Raw genomic sequence first — 17919 nt, forward strand, 5'->3', positions numbered from 1 at the left:
TAACGTGAAGCAGGAGGAGTCGTTTTGAAATTTCATGGGCAAGTTGCCAGAAGGTCTAGGAAGAAGAAGCGTAAGCTATTGCCACTCCTAATCCCCGCATTCCTTATCGCAATTGTTCTGTTTTTATATACCGTGAATGCGAGACTCACACCGATTTATAGCGATTATGCGGAAGTACAAACACAAAAAGTCGCCGCACATGTCATTAGCCAAGCGATTAATTCAAAGGATTTTTACAGACCGAGCACGAGCGAAGTCTTTGTGAAAAGCCCGAACGCCACTGGTGAAAATGAACCGCTCATCATCGATACACAAATCGTTGGGAAAGTATTGGCGGAAACACATGCACTTGTAGCGTCTTACCTAGAGGAAGCCGAAAAAGGCAATCTGGATTTACTACCATCACAAGACAATATCGAATACGATCAGCAAGCAATGGCAAAAGAAGAAGGCATCGTCTTTTTTGTGCCGATAGGGCAAGCGGCTAATATACCTTTGTTAGGTAGCTTAGGACCGAAGATACCGGTTCGCTTCCATGTCATTGGGGATGTGCATGCCACGGTTGACACGGAAATCACAGAATACGGTATCAATAATGCTCTTGTGAAAGTAGATGTGTTATTGACTGTAAATGTGCAAATTGTGGTGCCACTTGCCACGAAAAAAAGTGTAGTCGTACAAAGAATTCCTGTAGCCATGGCGATTACGCCAGGAACAGTGCCGCCGGTTTACAGTGGCAGTGGTGACGGTGGAAGTACGCCGAATATTGAGATACCTGTTCAACTCCCACCAGAGCAATAAAGAAAAAAGTGAGCGCTTTGGCGTCAGATATTGGACAGTTTATCTTCATTCAGCAAATCTTTTTGTACTGAAAGCGAAGCGTCAGCTACAGAAAACTCCCACCTCCACAGGTGGCGAGATGGATGCGGTTTTGTTTTTCTGTTCAGTGGGTGTTCAAACACCGGCTGAATGATAGAGGAACACAGGCTAAGGTCGCCACGTCGGAAAAGCGGTGCCTTAATTTCTGCAAAAAGCACAGAAATTAAGGCCAATCGAACCCTTCGCTGTTCGATTGGCAACGCCTGCATGACCTGCATCGTGCGGACCCAAGCCTCCGGCGGATGTCATAGATTTTTTAGAGGATTTTTTAGAGCGAGCTCGAAAAAATTTGGACGCAATTACGCCGAGGCGTAATTGATTGAGTTGGAAGACTCGCACTTTTCTTAACCTTTCATCGAGGCTTGAAAACGCTATGAATTACTGATAGGCTTGTAATGGTATTAAAAATATCGATTGGGTAGAGGCTGCATTGCTTATGAGTCGCATACGTGAGAGTGACATCTATGACCGTATGTAAAAGGAAGCTTTGCCGAAGTTTGATGGGGTTGTCGAGTCCATCAGGCTGGGGTTATTCCGAATAGGGATAACACTGTCATGAGTCTGATAAGACGTATGATGAGCTACAAGTCGTAAGTTAGATAAGCAGTATGATTTATCCAACAAACGAAACGTAGATAAGCCGGCTTCCCTTGCATTGTAAAATGTTGTGGGAGCCGGTTTTTTAGTCCCTCCTGAAGAGCCTTACTACTGAATGAAAACGGAGGAATTTAGCATGATCGGAACATGGGTTTCAATTTTGCCGCCAATCATTGCGATTGTCATGGTGTTGGCGACAAAACGCGTATTACTATCACTGGGATCGGGAATTGTTGCCGCGGCTTTACTCGCAGCGTCCTTTGCACCAGGGGAGTCCATCAAGTACTTATGGAATGGAATGATTGTCTCCTTCTGGGATGGAGGAGAAGTGAATATATATAATATTTGTATCATGTTATTCATTCTTTTACTCGGTGTCATTACAGCGTTCGTGAGTCTATCAGGCGGTAGCCGGGCGTTCGCGGAATGGGCTGTACGCCGTATTAAAACAAAGCGAGGAGCGAAGTTGCTAACAGTCGTTTTAGGGATTGCGATATTCGTAGATGACTACTTTAATGCGTTAGCGGTTGGTCAAATTGCGCGTCCGATTACGGATCAGCACAAGATTTCCCGTGCGAAACTAGCTTATTTTATCGATTCGACGTCTGCACCAATCTGTTCAATTTCTCCAATTTCGAGCTGGGGTGCTTTCTTAATTGGTCAAATGGCATTGATTTTTGGAGGGGCTGCGGCGATTAGTTATTCGCCATTATCGGCATTCATCATGATGGCGCCTATGAATTTCTATGTCGTCGCAACATTAGCGATGGTCTTCTTCTTTGCATGGACAGATATTGACCTGTTTGAAATGAAAAAGCATGAGAAACTTGCTCAGGATAAAGGACAATTATTTGATCCGAATAAAGATATCCCAGGCCAATTGAAAGACGATTTCCCTGTGCATACACATGGTCGTGTACGTGACCTTGTTGCACCAATCGTGACATTAGTCGTTGTAACATTTGCGATGATGTTTAGAACAGGCTATGTGGCAGGTGGTTCGATGAACATCTGGTCGATTTTTGAAAACACGGATGTGCCTCTGTCATTATTGACAGGTGGAATTGTCGGGACAGCGGTCGCTGCTATTCTTTATATGATGCAGATGAAACATAATGAGACAGCGAATATGGGGCTAATGCTACGTGCGTTTACAAGTGGTATCAAGGCGATGCTTCCAGCGGTACTGATTCTCGTGTTTGCATGGGGATTGACGGATTTAATTGCTACGTTAGATACGGGCGCATATTTATCGCAAGTTGTGACGGAAGCGAATCTTCCAGTGGCATTCTTACCCGTTATTATCTTCGTACTTGCGGGACTGATGGCATTTGCGACGGGGACATCATGGGGGTCATTCGGGATCCTTTTACCGATTGCGGGAACAATTATGATTGAAGCCGCGCCAGATATGTTACTCCCGGCGTTAGCGGCTGTTCTTGCAGGGGCGGTCTTCGGGGATCACTGTTCACCGATTTCAGATACGACGATTTTGTCGTCTACTGGGGCTGGTAGTAACTTGATGGATCATGTCACAACACAATTACCGTATGCGATTATCAGTGCGACGATTGCGGCAGTTGGTTACATTGTGCTAGGCCTTACAGGTTCCGTATGGTTTGGTCTTGCGACTGTAGCTGTGATTTTAATCATCCTGTTTTCAGTTTGGACGATGCAAGCAAGAAAAGCGTAAGCGCCTGGTCAGGAGCGATAGGCGTTGGAGGGCTTGAAGATAAAGGCGCTTTTTGCCTTTATCAGCAAAGAGGATGACTGCATGACCTACCTCCTGTAGGCCCAAACGACCCGGGCTCCTAGGCGCTGAAACCTAGACAGGCAAGAAAAGCGGTAGCCTAACATTTAGAGAAGCGGTAACAAACAGGAAAGCGTCGTGTTATAGGCGCTTTCTTTTTTTCTTAAAGAGCCGCTGTATAGAATGTTCGGTGGTTGTTTGAAGTCTGAATATATGTTACATTGGCAACAGTAATCCCTAGTTGGGTACAGTAGAAAGTCAATTGAAAATATGCAAGGCGTATGTGAGTACACCGTAGAATGGAGTCGATTGTTGTGTCGTGCAGACCAGAACAAGGAAGTAGAGCGGAGCATGTTAAAAAACCGGATTGGCTGAAAATTAAGCTTAATACGAATGATAACTATACAGGCCTGAAGAAGCTCATGCGGGAAAATAATCTTAATACCGTATGTGAAGAGGCGCGTTGTCCGAATATCCATGAATGTTGGGGAGAACGTCGAACGGCTACCTTCATGATCCTTGGAGCTGTGTGTACACGCGCATGTCGCTTCTGTGCAGTTAAAACAGGCTTACCAACGGAACTTGACTTAGCAGAACCGGAACGTGTTGCCGATTCAGTTGCACTGATGAATTTAAAACATACAGTCGTCACGGCTGTTGCGCGTGATGATCAAAAAGATGGTGGATCGGCGATATTTGCTGAAACAATCCGTGCAATTCGCAGAAAAAATCCATTTACGACGGTAGAAGTGTTACCATCAGATATGGGGGGCGTCTACGAGAATATCGAGCGTTTGATGGATGCGAAACCAGATATTCTGAATCATAATATCGAAACGGTACGTCGATTGACACCTAGAGTGCGTGCACGTGCTACGTATGATCGCTCTTTGGAATTGCTGTTGCGTGCAAAAGAACTGCAACCAGATATTCCGACGAAATCTTCTTTGATGTTAGGTCTTGGTGAAACACATGAAGAAATTCTTGAAACGATGGATGATCTTCGTGCGCATAAAGTAGATATTATGACGATTGGTCAGTATTTGCAGCCAACGAAAAAACATTTGAAAGTACAGAAATACTATTCGCCGCAGGAATTCGGTGAGTTACGAAAAATTGCAATGTCGAAAGGGTTCTCACACTGTGAGGCGGGTCCACTTGTTCGTTCAAGTTACCATGCAGATGAGCAGGTCAATGCGGCAGCAAAAGAAAGACAACGCCTAGGCGATGAGCAACTCGAAACGGCACTGCAAAACTAATGTGGCGGTGAACGTTGAATGATAATAATCGATGATTGGCAGTTTGAACTTCTGACGAACTATCGTGAAGGGTTCAATGAAGAGGCATTTCTTGCAAGATATAGTGATGTCCTTCTCAAATATGATTACATACTTGGCGACTGGGGATACGGACAACTCCGTTTAAAAGGTTTTTTTGATGACCGTAATCAGAAGGCAACGTATGAAACGAAGATTAGTACGCTACAGGATTATCTTTATGAGTACTGCAATTTCGGCTGTGCTTATTTCGTCTTGAAAAAATCCGGACGTGTCAAACAGGAGAAACCTGAAGCAGAAGTGAAAGCTTAATAAGTCCCGCGTGCCTAGCAAAGATGCTAGATACGCGGGTCTTTTCATGTCAGTGAATATGGTATGATTAGTTGAGGTCTTTGACGCGGATAGGTTTTGAAATGGTGTGAATGCCATACGAAATCTAGTCGTATAACCGTCGAAGCATATTTGATAAATTAGGAGGAACAATACATGTATTTTGTGGACCGAAACCAAATTAATGACGCACTTGTGCATATGGAGAAGCTACTTGGGGTATATGAACAAGAAAAGGACTGGGCAGCTAATGAGGTGAGTGTATTAGCGCTTGAACGGATTGCGCATGTCGTGATTGAATCAATTATTGATGTAGGCAATGCGATGATTGACGGTTTCATCATGCGTGATCCAGGAAGTTATGAAGATATTATTGATATTATGGAAGATGAGCGTGTCATTACAACGGAAATGGCTGGGCCATTGAAACGTGTGATTGAGCTCAGAAAAATGATTGTCCGTGAGTTTACAAAAGTTGATGTTCAAGAAATCAACGACGTGCTGGCGGCAACGCAGAAGGAACTGTTGGCATTTTCTGATAAAGTGCGTCACTACCTTGAGAATGAGCTAGGACCGGTATCGGCATTTTTACCGGAAGAAAAATAATGTTCAATAAGTATAGAGCGATTTGTCTGGACTTGGATGGAACGGTTTACAGAGGAACGGAGCCGATTACGGAAGCGGTAACTTTTATCGCGAATGCGCAAGCAAACGGGGTAGATCCGTATTTTATAACGAATAATTCATCTATGACACGTTTGCAAGTTCAAGAAAAATTAGCATCCTTCGGCGTGAAAGCGGATGAGCAGCGCATTATGACATCTGCGATAGCTGCGGCAAAATATTGTGCATCACACCATAGCGGCGCCTCGGTCATGATGATTGGAGAAACGGGCTTGCATGAAGCCTTGGTGGCGGAAGGCATGAGGCTCACCGATGCCAATCCCGATGTCGTTGTTGTAGGCATTGATCGTGATATTACGTATGCAAAATTAGCAGAGGCAAATCTTGCGCTACGTGCAGGTGCAATGTTTATTGCGACAAATGGTGACAAGGCACTGCCGATGGAGAGAGGGCTTGTTCCAGGGAATGGTTCCTTCGTGAAATTGCTAGAAATGGCATCTGGATGTAAGCCGGTATATGTTGGCAAGCCCGAATCGCATATGCTTGGTTTTATCCAACAGGCAAATGGTTATAGTAAAGAAGAGATGTTGATGGTTGGGGATAATTATGATACCGATATTCAAGCGGGTATTCGTTTCGGCATCGATACGATTCATGTGGCGGGTGGCGTGACGTCCCGGGACGAGCTGTTGTTGAAAGAGCAGCAACCGACCTACCATCTTCAAACGCTGTTGGACTGGGGTCAATAAGGGCTGTATGAGAGTATAAAAAAGCTACCCGCTTTTAGAAGAGGCGGGTAGCCATGATGCTCAAAAGAGCGGATTATCTTCGATGAATTGATAGATACGTTCCGTCAGTTCGTCGGGTGTGTCGGCTTCGACAACTTCCCCATTGACAATCGCGTACAACGTTTCTGTACATTTCGTACAATAGCTTAGACAGCCGTACTCGAGAACATCTAGATTCGGATCTCTTTCCAATTTCTCAAATGTTTCTTGTGAACCGTTTGCAATATTACTTATGCAAAACTCGACAATCGGATTCACGACGATCACCTCACTACTAGGCATCCTACTCCTTTTTTTCTAAAACGTCAATTGCTATGACTTATTGTGAAACATGTCACAAACTGCTATAATCAGAGATGAGAAAATGTCGGATTATGCAGTATGAAGGAGAATAATTATGAGAAAACTTGTACTATTAGGAGCCGGCTATGGGAATATGCGCATTTTGTTGCGTTTATTGACCAAAGAACTTCCGGAGAATATCGAAATCACCCTCGTGGATAGAACACCTTTCCATAGTATGAAAACAGAGTTTTACGGACTAGCGGCGGGGACAATGTCAGATTCAGAAATACGTGTACCGCTCCCAACGCACTCTCAATTGAAATTTGTTGAAGGCGAAATTATTGAGATCAAGCCTGATGAGAAATGTGTGTATCTTGGGAATGGTCTGCAAGTTGAATACGATGAACTAGTTATTGGCCTTGGCTGTGAGGATAATTATCACGACGTACCAGGTGCGGCTGAACATACGTATAGCATTCAAACTATTGGAAAATCACGTACAACTTATGAAAAGCTTCTCGGTCTTGGCGGCGGTGCAACCGTTGGCATCGTAGGTGCTGGGTTGAGTGGAATCGAGCTTGCCAGTGAGTTGCGGGAAAGCCGACCTGATTTGAACATTAAACTGTTCGACCGTAGTCCACGGATTTTGAGGGACTTCCCTGAGCGACTGAGTAATTATGTTCAAGGTTGGTTTGATAAACATGATATCGATGTTGTGTCAGAGTCGAATATTACAAAAGTCGAATCCAATGTACTTTATAACCATGAAGAAACGATTGCAGTCGATGCGGTTGTTTGGACAGCTGGTATTCGCCCCGTTCAATCTGTCAAAAATATGGACGTGGAAAAGGGGACTGGGGGACGTGTTGTACTGAACGCGCATCACCAAATCCCGGGCTTTACGGATGTCTATGTTGTCGGTGACTGTGCAGCATTGCCTTACGCACCAAGCGCCCAAGTAGCAGAGGAACAAGCCGAACAAATTGTCAAAGTCTTGCGCCTCGTATGGAGCGGTGAGCCATTACCGGAGAAAATGCCGGAAATTAAGTTAAAAGGCTTCCTTGGATCACTTGGAAAGAAACAAGGCTTCGCTTACCTTGCAGATCGCACGGTTACAGGCCGTATCGCAAGATTGTTAAAATCAGGCGTGCTTTGGATGTACAAATGGCATAATGGTTAAGTAGATTATAGCTATATAAATTGAACTTATGATTTTCACTAATCTCCAGCGAAGGCGCCTTACAAGCGGTCGCCGAAGCCGAAGCTGTAAGCCAGGCAGTGTTTTTTTCTGCCCGGCTTATGGCGGGAGGCATCCGCAAGCGCCGAGCATTGTTAGGAAGGTTCTTTTGTTCAACGTATATGGCAAAAAGCCCTCATTCCAGAAAAATTGGAATGAGGGCTTTAGTAATTCTCAGTTATTGTATGTCATTATCAGTAGTGCGCTTTGCATGTCCACTTAGGATTGTGCAACGTAGCCGCGCTTTTCAAGTGCTGTAAAAACAGGTTTCAACTGGATATAGCCTTCGCCAATCATTTCATCCTCAATCATAACAAGTGGGTAGAAAAATTCGTCATCAAGTATTTGTTGAACGATGTCTTTTTGTTTGTCATCTTCAATCGGAGAATCGATGTCAATGTATTCGATGTCATATGGCTGATTTGGATACTTACGATCGATAGCAGCTTGTAGCCATTCGTACGTATCTTTGGATGAAGGGGCGTTTACACAGCTTGCACAAATCACATTTGCACCGTAAATTTCAATCTTTACTTTGTTTGCATTCATTAAATTCGTCTCCTCACAATTCAAAGTTGGATTTTTTCTTCTTTCCAGTTTATAATAAGTATAAGGAAAGGGGAGTTTAAATACAATGGCAGAAACAGCAATGACAGAATCCGTACAAGAAGTTCTAGATAAATTACGCCCATTCTTACTACGAGATGGTGGCGACTGCGAGCTAGTGGATATCGAAGATGGTATCGTAAAGCTTCGCCTACTCGGTGCTTGTGGTACATGCCCAAGCTCGACAATTACGCTAAAAGCAGGTATTGAACGTGCTTTACTTGAAGAAGTTCCGGGCGTTGTTGAAGTAGAACAAGTATTTTAATTGCATTGAATGCTGGGAAAAGACGAATCCACTGGGGTTCGTCTTTTCTCATTAGGTTAGTTCCCGTATTTCCTGCCAACGTTCTTTGGCCATTTGGACGATATGTGGTTCGTTTGATAGGCGTTGTCCTTCGATAACACGTGAAAAGCTACGAACGGCTTCTTCTCGATCGCTAATTCGCCATGATAGTTCTGCTAACAAATATAAGACACGTGTCTCGGACATTTGTGTACCTTTATAGTCGCCTTCAGAGTAGGCTTCTGTATACAAATCTCTGGCGATAGTGAGAAAGCGCTGTTCATGCTCGACATTAGCAATTTCTCGATATAGCCAAGCGATACGCAGGGCTAGCCCAGCTTTTGTAAGTGCGTTTTCTTTTTTCAAACTAGCACTTAGAAAAGCTAGTTTGTAAGTTTCAATCGCCTCGTCGGGTGTTCGAATGTTGCCGAAGGATCGTCCCGTCCATTTGGCTGTAATTTGTTCATGTATAATGTCCTTTGTGCTAGGCGCAAAGTAAGGGGAGAACTCGTCGGTGAAAGAGAAACCGCAATGAGGGCAAACCGTAACCGTATAATAGATGGGATTGACTTCCGGTTGCTTATAGAGTGTCCGAAAGTCACTTTCATGTTCCGCAATCCGGATAAAACGGGAGCGGATTTTTGTAGAAGTAAATTTTTCCTTACAGTTGATACAGTCAAATTTTTTATCATAGAACGGGCTAATCTCCATATGAAACCCTCCAATTGTACATTCCTCTCTAGTATAACGCATATTCGCTCAAACTTTGAGTATTAACGTTGCACTGTCCACGAAATGATTGCTATGATGGAGAGAAGAAAACGAAGGAAGGTGACTACGGATGACACAAGTTGTTGAAGTGACAGAAGCAGCAGCATTTCACGTGAAGGAAATGATGCGCCATAATGATGAAGAAGGTTCATTTTTACGCGTTGCTGTAAATGGTGGAGGATGTAGCGGATTGACTTATGGAATGGGTTTTGAAACCGAAAAGTCAGATGCAGATTTCTTGCTCGAACAGCACGGTTTGCAAATACTCGTTTCGCGTGAAGACGCCGGAATTCTTCAAGGTACACAAGTTGACTACAAAGAGTCCCTCATGGGGGGCGGATTTACTATAGAAAATCCTAATGCCATTGCATCTTGCGGGTGTGGGACTTCATTCCGAACAGCTAAAAAGGCAGGAACCCCTGCGGAATGTGATTGATATTGGCTTTTTGATACGGTGAATCAGGATTATAGATAACAGTAGAAATTGATGTATTTAGGGTTTTAGATACCAAGCCTTTTTGATTTGTATGTTGCAAAACAGTACAAATCAAAAAGGCTTTTTTGTATGGTTTTGAAAATGAGGCAACGAACAGTTGCTGGTAAAATGGCAATGGGGAAGGAATATCCGAAGATTAGCTTTGAGCAAGTGATTGACATTGTTGCGATGACGTTATTACTATCAAGTCATACAGAGCGATACAGGATTTTTAATATCTAATGTAAAGGCATGAGAGGGAAATGCCAGGTTAGCAGATACTAATAAGGTTTAATTCAGCAAAATAAGGTATATTATATTTGTTGAAGAGTCTTTTTAAAGACAAGAAAAGTAGGTGAACGAAGTGGGGAAATATCAATTGGATAGCAAAGGTCAAGCAGCTGTGACAAAGTATCATGAAAAACACAAGCCTGCCAAATTTGATAAAAAGCAGCAACTTGAAAAAATACGTGCGGAATATTTAAAAAAGAAGCAACAGCAAGCGGATAAATAAAATGAAGATATGTCTTCAAAAATAGGCCAATAGCAAAAGGCTATTTTAGAATTAGCGACATACACAATCCAGACTGTGATTTATAATCCATCAAAACAATAATAAACGTTGATATAAAGCTGTTTATAAAGATTCCCTTATGGGGTGGATTTACCATTGCATTTGTGGATGTGGAACTTCATTCCGAACAGCTAAAACGGAGATAAGGCTAAACAAAAGGACTTGCATGTATATGAGAATCGATCATACACGCAAGTCCTGTTCTTAATTAAACCGAGCACCTGTTAGCACAAAATCTAACTCTAAGTATTTATCCTACAGTTACGGCGAATATCATAGCTAGGATAAGTATGGGCAGTAAAATACTTTTGACTTTATTTTTCCTCCGCACATCCGCCACTACAGAAATCCCCGCTATTATCATTAGGGGAATCCCAAGTAACTTCATAATATTTAATGTCAGTAGATTTCCTAAAGAAGCAAGAAAGTAGCCTGTTACCAGGAAGCCAATAGTGAAAATAAAATGTGCGGATTTAAAATCCTTTTTCACGTCATTTTTATCATCTTTGTTCATTTTTAAATAGGTTATGAGCATCATAATAGTAGGTGTCCCCCACATAATCAGAAAAGTAATAAGTGAGTCAATATTTATGTTCAAATAATCCCTCCAAAAACTAATGTGGAGACTAATTCCTTAACTAGGCAATACTGCCTGTCAGTCTGAAGAATGAATAATCCGTTATTTTGTATAGTGTAGCACATTTACAATTATTGGTGTGGTGAAGTTATCTAAGGGTAGCAAGTTTGTTTATCTGTTTAGGCAAAAAATACGATAGCATCCAATGACTGCAACAGGCGGTAGAGTAATTGCTCTATCGCTTTTCCTATGTATGTCTTGAATGTACCTGAATGTTACTTTCATAAAAACAAACGTGTACCAGTAGTGAAAAGCAAACACTGTTACTGAACAACGGGCCGGCAACGCCCTCCTTATTCAATAGGGGAGGGCGTTTTGTTTGTTAATGAGTAAGTCATTAAGTGTATTCGATATCTTCAGACATTTCTTACTTCAATTATTGTATTGAAATGGCGTACCAAAAGGGCTACTATAAGAGATAGAAGTTTGTCGAAAACCGACAAAGGCCAGGACTGTGTAAATGTCGGTGCAACCGATTTCACGAGGGCCGGGCACATAAAAAAAATCAAAGGTGGTTTCGATCTTCGTGAAAAGACCGACAATTTTAGTATTAGGTGCAGGTTATGGCGGCTTGTCAACAGTTGTGAACTTGCAAAAATCACTTGGAACAGACGAAGCAGACGTCGTTCTTATTAACAAAAATGAGTATCACTATGAGTCCACATGGCTTCACGAAGCTGCGGCAGGGACATTGTCTCCTGAACAGGTTCGTTATGATATTAAGAGTGTTATAAATGAGCAAAAAGTAAAATTCATCCAAGCCGAAGTTCAAGCAATTGACGTGAATGAGAAAGTTGTTACAACAAATGTAGGTACGCATACATATGATTACCTCGTTGTTTCTCTTGGCTTTGAAGGTGAAACATTTGGAATTCCAGGACTTGACAAATATGCGCTTGCAATGGCAAACGTGAAAGCAGCTCGTCAAATCCGTGAACATATTGAATACCAATTTGCAACATGGTCTCTTGAAGAAGAGAAAGATGATAGCCGTCTAACAATCGTTGTTGGAGGCGCAGGTTTCTCGGGAATTGAGCTACTTGGTGAGCTTGGTAACCGTGTACCAGAACTTTGCAAAGAGTTTGACGTACCAGCTGAAAAAGTGCGCGTACTTTGTGTAGAGGCAGCTCCAATGGTACTTCCAGGGTTCGATCCGGATCTTGTGAAATATGCGGTATCTAGACTAGAAGCAAAAGGTATCGAATTCTCAATCGGTACACCAGTTGTCGAGGCAACTGAAGAAGGTGTTAACATTAAAAAAGGCGACGATGAATTTGAATTCATCAAAGCTGGTACGGTTGTATGGGCTGCGGGTGTTCGCGGTAACCGTTTGATCGAGTCATCGGGTATCGAAAACATGCGTGCGCGTGTTAAAGTCGACAAAGATCTTCGTGCGCCAGGCTTCTCTGACGTGTTCGTTGTTGGAGACTGTGCATTAATGATCAATGAAGAAGTGAATCGTCCATTCCCACCAACAGCACAAATCGCAATGCAACAAGGTGAGATGTGTGCAAAAAACATCATCGCTCTTTTACAAGGACGCGCAACTGCAACGTTTGTGCCTGACTTAAAAGGTAGCGTATGTTCACTTGGTGAAGACGATGCAATCGGTTTAGTATTCGGTAAAAAATTGACAGGTTCAAAAGCTTCATTCATGAAGAAAATGGTTGATAACCGTTCATTGTTCATGATTGGTGGACTTGGTCTAACAATTAAAAAAGGTAAATTCAACTTCCTTTGATTTTATCTTCATTCAGCAAATCTTTTTGTACTGTAAGCGAAGCGTCAGCTACAGAAAACTCCCACCTCGACAGGTGATGAGATAAAAACCTCCGACGGATGTCACAGATTTTTTTGGGGGAGCTTTGGAAGGCAACCTAAGTTCGTCGCGTCCTGCGGCAACGGTTGCATGACCTACTTCCTGTAGGCCCCGAGCTCGAAAAAAATCTGGACGCAATTACGCCGAGGCGTAATTGATGCTGAGCGTAATGGAATAACATACTTTCCAAGCACCTGCCTGTCTTTGACGGTAGGTGCTTTTTTAGAAAGGTTGTGGGGCAATGTCACGGAATAAACGCGGAAATGTATGGCTTGGTGCGGCAGGTCTTGTCGTCAATAGCGAGGGGCAATGGCTTGTTGTGCGAAAAACCTATGGTGGCTTGAAGGGCAAGTGGTCCATTCCGGCAGGCTTTGTTGATGGGAATGAGACCGCAGACGGTGCTGCCATTCGTGAAGTGCAAGAAGAGGCAGGCATTGCATCACGTTTGGAAGGGATGATTGGCTTTCGGACTGGGGTATTGAAGGGGGAAATCAGTGATAATATGGCGGTTTTTTTGCTAGCACCTACGAGTGAGGGACAGTTACTAGTGCCTCAATTGAAAGAAATATCTGAGGTTGCGTGGAAAAGTCCAGTTGAATTGAAAGCAGATCCAGACACTTCTATGATGATCCTGGAGATGGTGGAAAAAGTAATTGCATCGGGTTTGGATGAAATTGCGAATGTGAATCCTGGCGATCAATTTGGCTATACAGCTTATAAACTATTTTTTAAAAAATAATATTTGCTGGCGACCTTTCTATATAAATCGAAATTATGATTCTCACTAATCTCTGGCGGGAGGCATCCGCAAGCGCCGAGCGTTATTAGGAAGGTACTTTTGTTCAACATATATACTTCGATAAATTCGACAAATTGACGAACCAGTGGCGTTCTATTGAAAGCGTCTAGCTGTTCCTGTAAAATAATGAGTGGAAAACGGAGGTAGTTTCATTGACCATTTCATTGACGCATGTCGTCTTATCCGTACTGATTTTCATCGTAATGTTTTTCGGTATTGGATTTCTCTTAAATATGCTTCTTCGAATGACATGGCTAATGGCAATCATTTACCCGATTGTCGTCATCTTCATTATTGACGAAGTGAAAATGTATGAATATATTACGAAACCGAAGTATGCTTTTTCCCTTTTGGGTGAAAAGATCATGGCACTCCATACCGTGGATATCGTCATTTTAGCGAGCGGTCTCCTAGGCGCAATTATTTCTGGATTTGTTATTAAGCTATTGAGGAAGCAAGGCTATCAGATGTTTTAACAGACGCCGGAGCCTAGACAAAAAAGTGTGTACAAGCGAAATAGCTTGTGCACACTTTTTTTTAGATAATAAACGTATAAATGATGACGGAGATGAGGATACCGGTTACAGCTCCGGCAAATACTTCACTTGGCTTATGACCTAGTAAGGTTTTTAACTCTTTGATTTTTTGTTGCCCGTCTTTTTGTTGCCAACCTTTCGCTTCTTGCACAAAGGTTTGAAAATCATTACGCATTTGATTGATAATAAGTGCTTGTTGCCCGGCTTGGTAGCGGATGCCTGTCGCGTCAAACATCACGATGACTGCGAAGATGGCTGACACTGCGAAGAGTGGTGAGTCGAGTCCAGCCTCGTAGGCAATTGCCGTTGTCAAAGAGGTGACTGCGGCGGAGTGGGAACTCGGCATGCCACCAGTCGATGTCATGAGCTTCCAATCGAGTTTACCATTGAGAAAAAAATGGATGGGAATTTTCACGATTTGTGCAAAGACAATTCCAAATAACGCCGCAAGAAGCGGGATGTTTTGGAGTATAGCCACTGTCATCCACTCCTTTTCAAAAATTCAGAAATGATACCGTTAGTATACCACAAGGAGCCATTTTGAAAACAAGGTAGTTCGGTTTCCGAACGAATTCGTACAAACGGCTGAAAATTTAGTATATACTATGGAGTGAATGAAAAACGGGAGGTCTTCGAATGAAAACAACAATTATTGAACGAGATTTTGGGAAAGTAGAAGCGGATGTCTTAGTAATTGGTGTGCCAACACATCCAGAAAATACGGTAGGATGGGATGAGTTCGTCAACGTATTTAGTGCCCGTTTACCTGAGTGGCTAAAATCCGGAGATATTTCAACAGATTTCAAAAAGATTGTTAAAATGCCTGCGATTGAAGCAAGTGGTTATAAGCGTGTGTTATTCGTTGGACTTGGCACACAGAAGAAGCTGAACGAGGATCTTTTGCGTCAAGCATTTGCCGCAGTAGGGAAAGAACTTGCAGCTGGAAAAGCGGCTTCGGCGGCTGTATGGACAGCTCCTTTTACTAACGACAACCTATCCTGTGAAGATGTCGTGTTCGCGGCAACAGAAGGCATTGGACTCGGCATGTACAAGTTCGAAGGCTATCGTACGGATTCTAATGAACGAGACGTAACGCTTGGCACGCTCACATTTCTGTCATCAGCAGATGAAGATGAGTTGAGGGCTGCTTTTGAAGTAGGAAAAGTCTATGCACATGCAGTGAATGAAGCGCGTAATTTGGTCAATATGCCACCGAATCTATTAACAGCGACGAAAATGGCGGATTATGCACGTGAGCTTGCGGGAAAATACGATTTTGATATTGAAGTACTTGGAAAAAAAGAAATGGAAGAGCTCGGTATGGGTGCAATTCTAGCGGTTAATAAAGGATCTGTAGAGGAACCAAAGCTCATCGTCTTAAAATATGCAGCGACAGAGCAATGGGAAGATGTCATCGGCCTAGTAGGTAAAGGTGTGACGTATGATACAGGCGGCTATTCATTAAAACCGAAAGATGGTATGGTCGGCATGAAAGGTGATATGGGTGGTGCAGCTGCTGTGCTTGGAGCTATGAGCATCATTGGAGAGTTGCGTCCAGCGAAAAATGTCATTGCGGTTATTGGGGCAACAGATAACATGGTTTCTGGCGAGGCTTTCAAGCCAGATGATGTCATTACGTCCTTGAGCGGTAAGACGATTGAAGTGTTGAATACGGATGCGGAAGGGCGGCTTGTACTAGCGGATGCTGTCACATATGCCAAACAATCCGGTGCTGACTATCTTATCGATGTTGCCACACTAACAGGTGGAGTCATCATTGCGCTTGGCAATGATAAAACTGGTGCGCTGACAAATGACGAAGCATTCTTCGAAGAATTTATGCAAGCGTCTTTGGAAACTGGTGAATTTGTTTGGCGGCTACCATTGACGGAAAATGATAAGAAGCGAATTCGTAAAAGTGATGTCGCGGACCTCAATAATTCGCCAGGGCGTGATGGTCATATGATCTTTGGTGGTGGCTTTGTTGGGGAGTTTGCAGGCGATACACCTTGGATTCATCTTGACATCGCAGGGACGTCAGACGCGGCTGCTGCGCATGATCTAGGTCCAAAAGGAGCAACTGGTGTGATGACACGGACATTGGCGACAGTCGTTGAACGATTGGCAGATGCGAATATAGAGGACTGATAGGCAGTTGTCTCTTTCCCGCTATCCTTAGATGAATAGGATAGGTAGGAAAGGGGGAGAAAAATGCCTAGAGGTCATGGTGGTGGCCGCGGTGGATTTGGTCGCGGTTTTGACGGTGGTCGTGGTTTTGGCCGCGGATTTGGGTTTGATGGATTTGGGGGACCATTTCTTGGAGGGCTTGCTGGTGGTCTTTTAGGATCGGCGATATTCCCAGGGTACGGAGGTGGATTTGGAGGCGGATATGGATATGGAGGATATCCACCCTATCCATATTATCCACCATACCCATATTATCCTTATCCCTACGGGTATTACGGACCATACTGAATTTGAAAAACGCCTGGCAACCAGATGATATGGTTGCTAGGCGTTTTTTTATTCTTCGCGTCTAGGTGACGACTGGTTTTGTTTTGTTCGTTTTACGACTTTAGCGAGATCATCACCGACCGTCAATTCTGTCGGTTTAACACCGGACATATAAGCAGCCCGGCTCATCAAATGACCTCCGATTGGCGAGGTGATGAACAGGAAGGCGATAGCTAAAATGAGCTGAATACTAAAATGTCCTTCCTTCAACCAAAAGTGAAAAAAGACTCCTAACAAAATACTGAGTACCCCTAATGTTGCACTTTTAGAAGCAGCATGTGCTCGTGTATAAACATCGGGTAAACGTAAGATACCGATGACGGTAACGATGGTGAAAATGATACCGACAACGATTGTCGAGACAATGAGAATATTAGCGATTACGGTCACGTTCGATAATCTCTCCTTTCTCAATAAATTTAGAGAAGGCCACTGTTCCGATGAAGGACATAATCGCAATCAGTAAAATGACTTCGATGAAAAATCCAGTGCCAAATAATATTGATAACAAGGCGATTGCTGAAATCAGCATGACGCCAATCGCATCCAGTGCCACCAGTCTATCCGGTGTAGAAGGGCCCTTAAATACCCGATAGAGTAGCCCTGCAATCGAGAGTACGATAAGAATGAGACACATCCAAATGAATGTCATCATGGTCGGCTCACTTCCTTAATCGCTTTTTCAAAAGAGTTTTTAATAGAATCAATGGCATCATCCACATCATCGACATCGATAGCATGGATATAGAGCGTGCGTTGATCGTCAGAGACATTCAACACAATCGTTCCTGGTGTTAATGTGATGAGACTGGAGAGCAATGTAATTTCCCAGTCGTGTTCGAGATCAGTTGGTAATGCAAAAATCATTGGTTGAATATCCATCTTTGGTCGTAAGACAACACGAAGCACATCGATATTTGACAGCGTAAGTTCTTTAAAAAATAACAATGTCAGTTTAAACGTTGCCCATAACCGTGAAATGTAAAGTCTTTCCTTGAAAAAGCGCCTCATCATAATGATTAAAATCAGCCCGATTAAATAGCCGACGATAAAGGTAGAGGCGGACATCGAAGAGCTCATAAACATCCACACAAGGGCGATGAAAAAGTTTAATAATAGTTGAAAAGCCATCGTTCAC

Annotated in this window: 25 protein-coding genes and 1 riboswitch; of the genes, 16 read left to right on the forward strand and 9 right to left on the reverse strand. The window is 43.1% G+C overall.

Annotated features, from left to right (window positions below; genetic code table 11):
• Positions 1 to 24 precede the first annotated feature (24 nt).
• Complete coding sequence (gene yunB, locus MKY34_RS08755) at positions 25 to 801, forward strand: sporulation protein YunB (protein WP_342514798.1); 777 nt, start codon at positions 25 to 27, stop codon at positions 799 to 801.
• A 23-nt stretch (positions 802 to 824) separates the two neighbouring features.
• Here the strand turns inward: yunB and MKY34_RS08760 are convergent, their stop codons facing one another.
• Complete coding sequence (locus tag MKY34_RS08760) at positions 825 to 1097, reverse strand: hypothetical protein (RefSeq protein ID WP_342514799.1); 273 nt, start codon at positions 1095 to 1097, stop codon at positions 825 to 827.
• Positions 1098 to 1290: 193 nt separating this feature from the next.
• Positions 1291 to 1471, forward strand: a riboswitch (Lysine riboswitch).
• A gap of 141 nt (positions 1472 to 1612) precedes the next feature.
• On the opposite strand from MKY34_RS08760, the gene MKY34_RS08765 reads away from it, so the two are divergent.
• From MKY34_RS08765 to MKY34_RS08785, 5 genes are all read left to right on the forward strand, one after another.
• On the forward strand, positions 1613 to 3169 hold the full coding sequence (locus tag MKY34_RS08765; protein WP_342514800.1) for a Na+/H+ antiporter NhaC family protein: 1557 nt from the start codon (positions 1613 to 1615) through the stop codon (positions 3167 to 3169).
• A 356-nt stretch (positions 3170 to 3525) separates the two neighbouring features.
• Positions 3526 to 4485, forward strand: a complete 960-nt coding sequence (gene lipA / locus MKY34_RS08770; protein WP_342514801.1) for a lipoyl synthase — start codon at positions 3526 to 3528, stop codon at positions 4483 to 4485.
• Positions 4486 to 4503: 18 nt separating this feature from the next.
• Positions 4504 to 4815 carry a YutD family protein gene (locus MKY34_RS08775; protein WP_342514802.1) on the forward strand — a complete coding sequence of 104 codons (312 nt, stop codon included), beginning with the start codon at positions 4504 to 4506 and terminating at the stop codon, positions 4813 to 4815.
• 174 nt (positions 4816 to 4989) lie between these two features.
• Positions 4990 to 5439: a DUF86 domain-containing protein gene (locus tag MKY34_RS08780; protein WP_342514803.1), complete on the forward strand. Its 450-nt coding sequence runs from the start codon at positions 4990 to 4992 to the stop codon at positions 5437 to 5439.
• The gene (locus MKY34_RS08785; RefSeq protein ID WP_342514804.1) at positions 5439 to 6206 is read left to right on the forward strand and encodes a TIGR01457 family HAD-type hydrolase; all 768 of its coding nucleotides are present in this window, start codon (positions 5439 to 5441) and stop codon (positions 6204 to 6206) included. Before MKY34_RS08780 ends, MKY34_RS08785 begins: the two co-directional genes overlap by 1 nt.
• A gap of 60 nt (positions 6207 to 6266) precedes the next feature.
• On the opposite strand, the gene MKY34_RS08790 is transcribed toward MKY34_RS08785, so the two are convergent.
• Positions 6267 to 6503 (reverse strand): YuzB family protein, encoded by a 237-nt coding sequence (locus MKY34_RS08790; RefSeq protein ID WP_342515224.1) that lies wholly within the window; start codon positions 6501 to 6503, stop codon positions 6267 to 6269.
• 139 nt (positions 6504 to 6642) lie between these two features.
• Between MKY34_RS08790 and MKY34_RS08795 the strand changes: the two genes are divergently transcribed.
• Positions 6643 to 7710, forward strand: coding sequence for an NAD(P)/FAD-dependent oxidoreductase (locus MKY34_RS08795; protein ID WP_342514805.1), 1068 nt, complete (start codon positions 6643 to 6645; stop codon positions 7708 to 7710).
• Between the two features lie 276 nt (positions 7711 to 7986).
• Here MKY34_RS08795 and MKY34_RS08800 read toward each other — a convergent pair whose 3' ends face one another.
• Positions 7987 to 8316: a YuzD family protein gene (locus tag MKY34_RS08800; RefSeq protein ID WP_342514806.1), complete on the reverse strand. Its 330-nt coding sequence runs from the start codon at positions 8314 to 8316 to the stop codon at positions 7987 to 7989.
• Between the two features lie 85 nt (positions 8317 to 8401).
• Between MKY34_RS08800 and MKY34_RS08805 the strand changes: the two genes are divergently transcribed.
• Positions 8402 to 8638 (forward strand): NifU family protein, encoded by a 237-nt coding sequence (locus MKY34_RS08805; RefSeq protein ID WP_342514807.1) that lies wholly within the window; start codon positions 8402 to 8404, stop codon positions 8636 to 8638.
• A gap of 51 nt (positions 8639 to 8689) precedes the next feature.
• On the opposite strand, the gene MKY34_RS08810 is transcribed toward MKY34_RS08805, so the two are convergent.
• Positions 8690 to 9367, reverse strand: a complete 678-nt coding sequence (locus tag MKY34_RS08810; protein WP_342514808.1) for a DUF2225 domain-containing protein — start codon at positions 9365 to 9367, stop codon at positions 8690 to 8692.
• Positions 9368 to 9497: 130 nt separating this feature from the next.
• Between MKY34_RS08810 and MKY34_RS08815 the strand changes: the two genes are divergently transcribed.
• The 3 genes from MKY34_RS08815 (at position 9498) to MKY34_RS08825 (ending at position 10416) form a co-directional block, all read left to right on the forward strand.
• On the forward strand, positions 9498 to 9863 hold the full coding sequence (locus tag MKY34_RS08815; protein ID WP_342514809.1) for an iron-sulfur cluster assembly accessory protein: 366 nt from the start codon (positions 9498 to 9500) through the stop codon (positions 9861 to 9863).
• A gap of 129 nt (positions 9864 to 9992) precedes the next feature.
• Complete coding sequence (locus MKY34_RS08820; RefSeq protein WP_342514810.1) at positions 9993 to 10145, forward strand: hypothetical protein; 153 nt, start codon at positions 9993 to 9995, stop codon at positions 10143 to 10145.
• 121 nt (positions 10146 to 10266) lie between these two features.
• Positions 10267 to 10416 carry a hypothetical protein gene (locus MKY34_RS08825; RefSeq protein ID WP_342514811.1) on the forward strand — a complete coding sequence of 50 codons (150 nt, stop codon included), beginning with the start codon at positions 10267 to 10269 and terminating at the stop codon, positions 10414 to 10416.
• A 310-nt stretch (positions 10417 to 10726) separates the two neighbouring features.
• Here MKY34_RS08825 and MKY34_RS08830 read toward each other — a convergent pair whose 3' ends face one another.
• On the reverse strand, positions 10727 to 11074 hold the full coding sequence (locus tag MKY34_RS08830) for a hypothetical protein (protein ID WP_342514812.1): 348 nt from the start codon (positions 11072 to 11074) through the stop codon (positions 10727 to 10729).
• A 565-nt stretch (positions 11075 to 11639) separates the two neighbouring features.
• Between MKY34_RS08830 and MKY34_RS08835 the strand changes: the two genes are divergently transcribed.
• The 3 genes from MKY34_RS08835 (at position 11640) to MKY34_RS08845 (ending at position 14207) form a co-directional block, all read left to right on the forward strand.
• Positions 11640 to 12854, forward strand: coding sequence for an NAD(P)/FAD-dependent oxidoreductase (locus tag MKY34_RS08835; RefSeq protein ID WP_342514813.1), 1215 nt, complete (start codon positions 11640 to 11642; stop codon positions 12852 to 12854).
• A gap of 319 nt (positions 12855 to 13173) precedes the next feature.
• Positions 13174 to 13671, forward strand: a complete 498-nt coding sequence (locus MKY34_RS08840; RefSeq protein WP_342514814.1) for an NUDIX hydrolase — start codon at positions 13174 to 13176, stop codon at positions 13669 to 13671.
• Positions 13672 to 13883: 212 nt separating this feature from the next.
• Entirely contained in the window at positions 13884 to 14207 is a 324-nt protein-coding gene (locus MKY34_RS08845; RefSeq protein WP_342514815.1) for a YuiB family protein, read from the forward strand.
• A 61-nt stretch (positions 14208 to 14268) separates the two neighbouring features.
• On the opposite strand, the gene MKY34_RS08850 is transcribed toward MKY34_RS08845, so the two are convergent.
• A complete protein-coding gene (locus MKY34_RS08850; RefSeq protein ID WP_342514816.1) occupies positions 14269 to 14751 on the reverse strand; it encodes a divergent PAP2 family protein in 483 nt (160 codons plus the stop codon).
• A 152-nt stretch (positions 14752 to 14903) separates the two neighbouring features.
• Between MKY34_RS08850 and MKY34_RS08855 the strand changes: the two genes are divergently transcribed.
• Positions 14904 to 16415, forward strand: a complete 1512-nt coding sequence (locus MKY34_RS08855; protein WP_342514817.1) for a leucyl aminopeptidase — start codon at positions 14904 to 14906, stop codon at positions 16413 to 16415.
• 63 nt (positions 16416 to 16478) lie between these two features.
• Positions 16479 to 16742, forward strand: a complete 264-nt coding sequence (locus MKY34_RS08860; RefSeq protein ID WP_342514818.1) for a hypothetical protein — start codon at positions 16479 to 16481, stop codon at positions 16740 to 16742.
• 48 nt (positions 16743 to 16790) lie between these two features.
• Here MKY34_RS08860 and mnhG read toward each other — a convergent pair whose 3' ends face one another.
• The 3 genes from mnhG to MKY34_RS08875 are packed head-to-tail and all read right to left on the reverse strand — an operon-like array spanning position 16791 to position 17912.
• Positions 16791 to 17171, reverse strand: coding sequence for a monovalent cation/H(+) antiporter subunit G (gene mnhG / locus MKY34_RS08865; RefSeq protein ID WP_342514819.1), 381 nt, complete (start codon positions 17169 to 17171; stop codon positions 16791 to 16793).
• Positions 17155 to 17436, reverse strand: a complete 282-nt coding sequence (locus tag MKY34_RS08870) for a Na(+)/H(+) antiporter subunit F1 (RefSeq protein WP_342514820.1) — start codon at positions 17434 to 17436, stop codon at positions 17155 to 17157. The genes mnhG and MKY34_RS08870 overlap by 17 nt, the downstream gene beginning before the upstream one ends.
• The gene (locus MKY34_RS08875; protein ID WP_342514821.1) at positions 17433 to 17912 is read right to left on the reverse strand and encodes a Na+/H+ antiporter subunit E; all 480 of its coding nucleotides are present in this window, start codon (positions 17910 to 17912) and stop codon (positions 17433 to 17435) included. The genes MKY34_RS08870 and MKY34_RS08875 overlap by 4 nt, the downstream gene beginning before the upstream one ends.
• Positions 17913 to 17919: the final 7 nt, after the last annotated feature.

It is taken from the genome of Sporosarcina sp. FSL K6-1522 (assembly GCF_038622445.1).
In the GTDB taxonomy this organism is placed as follows: Bacteria; Bacillota; Bacilli; order Bacillales_A; family Planococcaceae; genus Sporosarcina.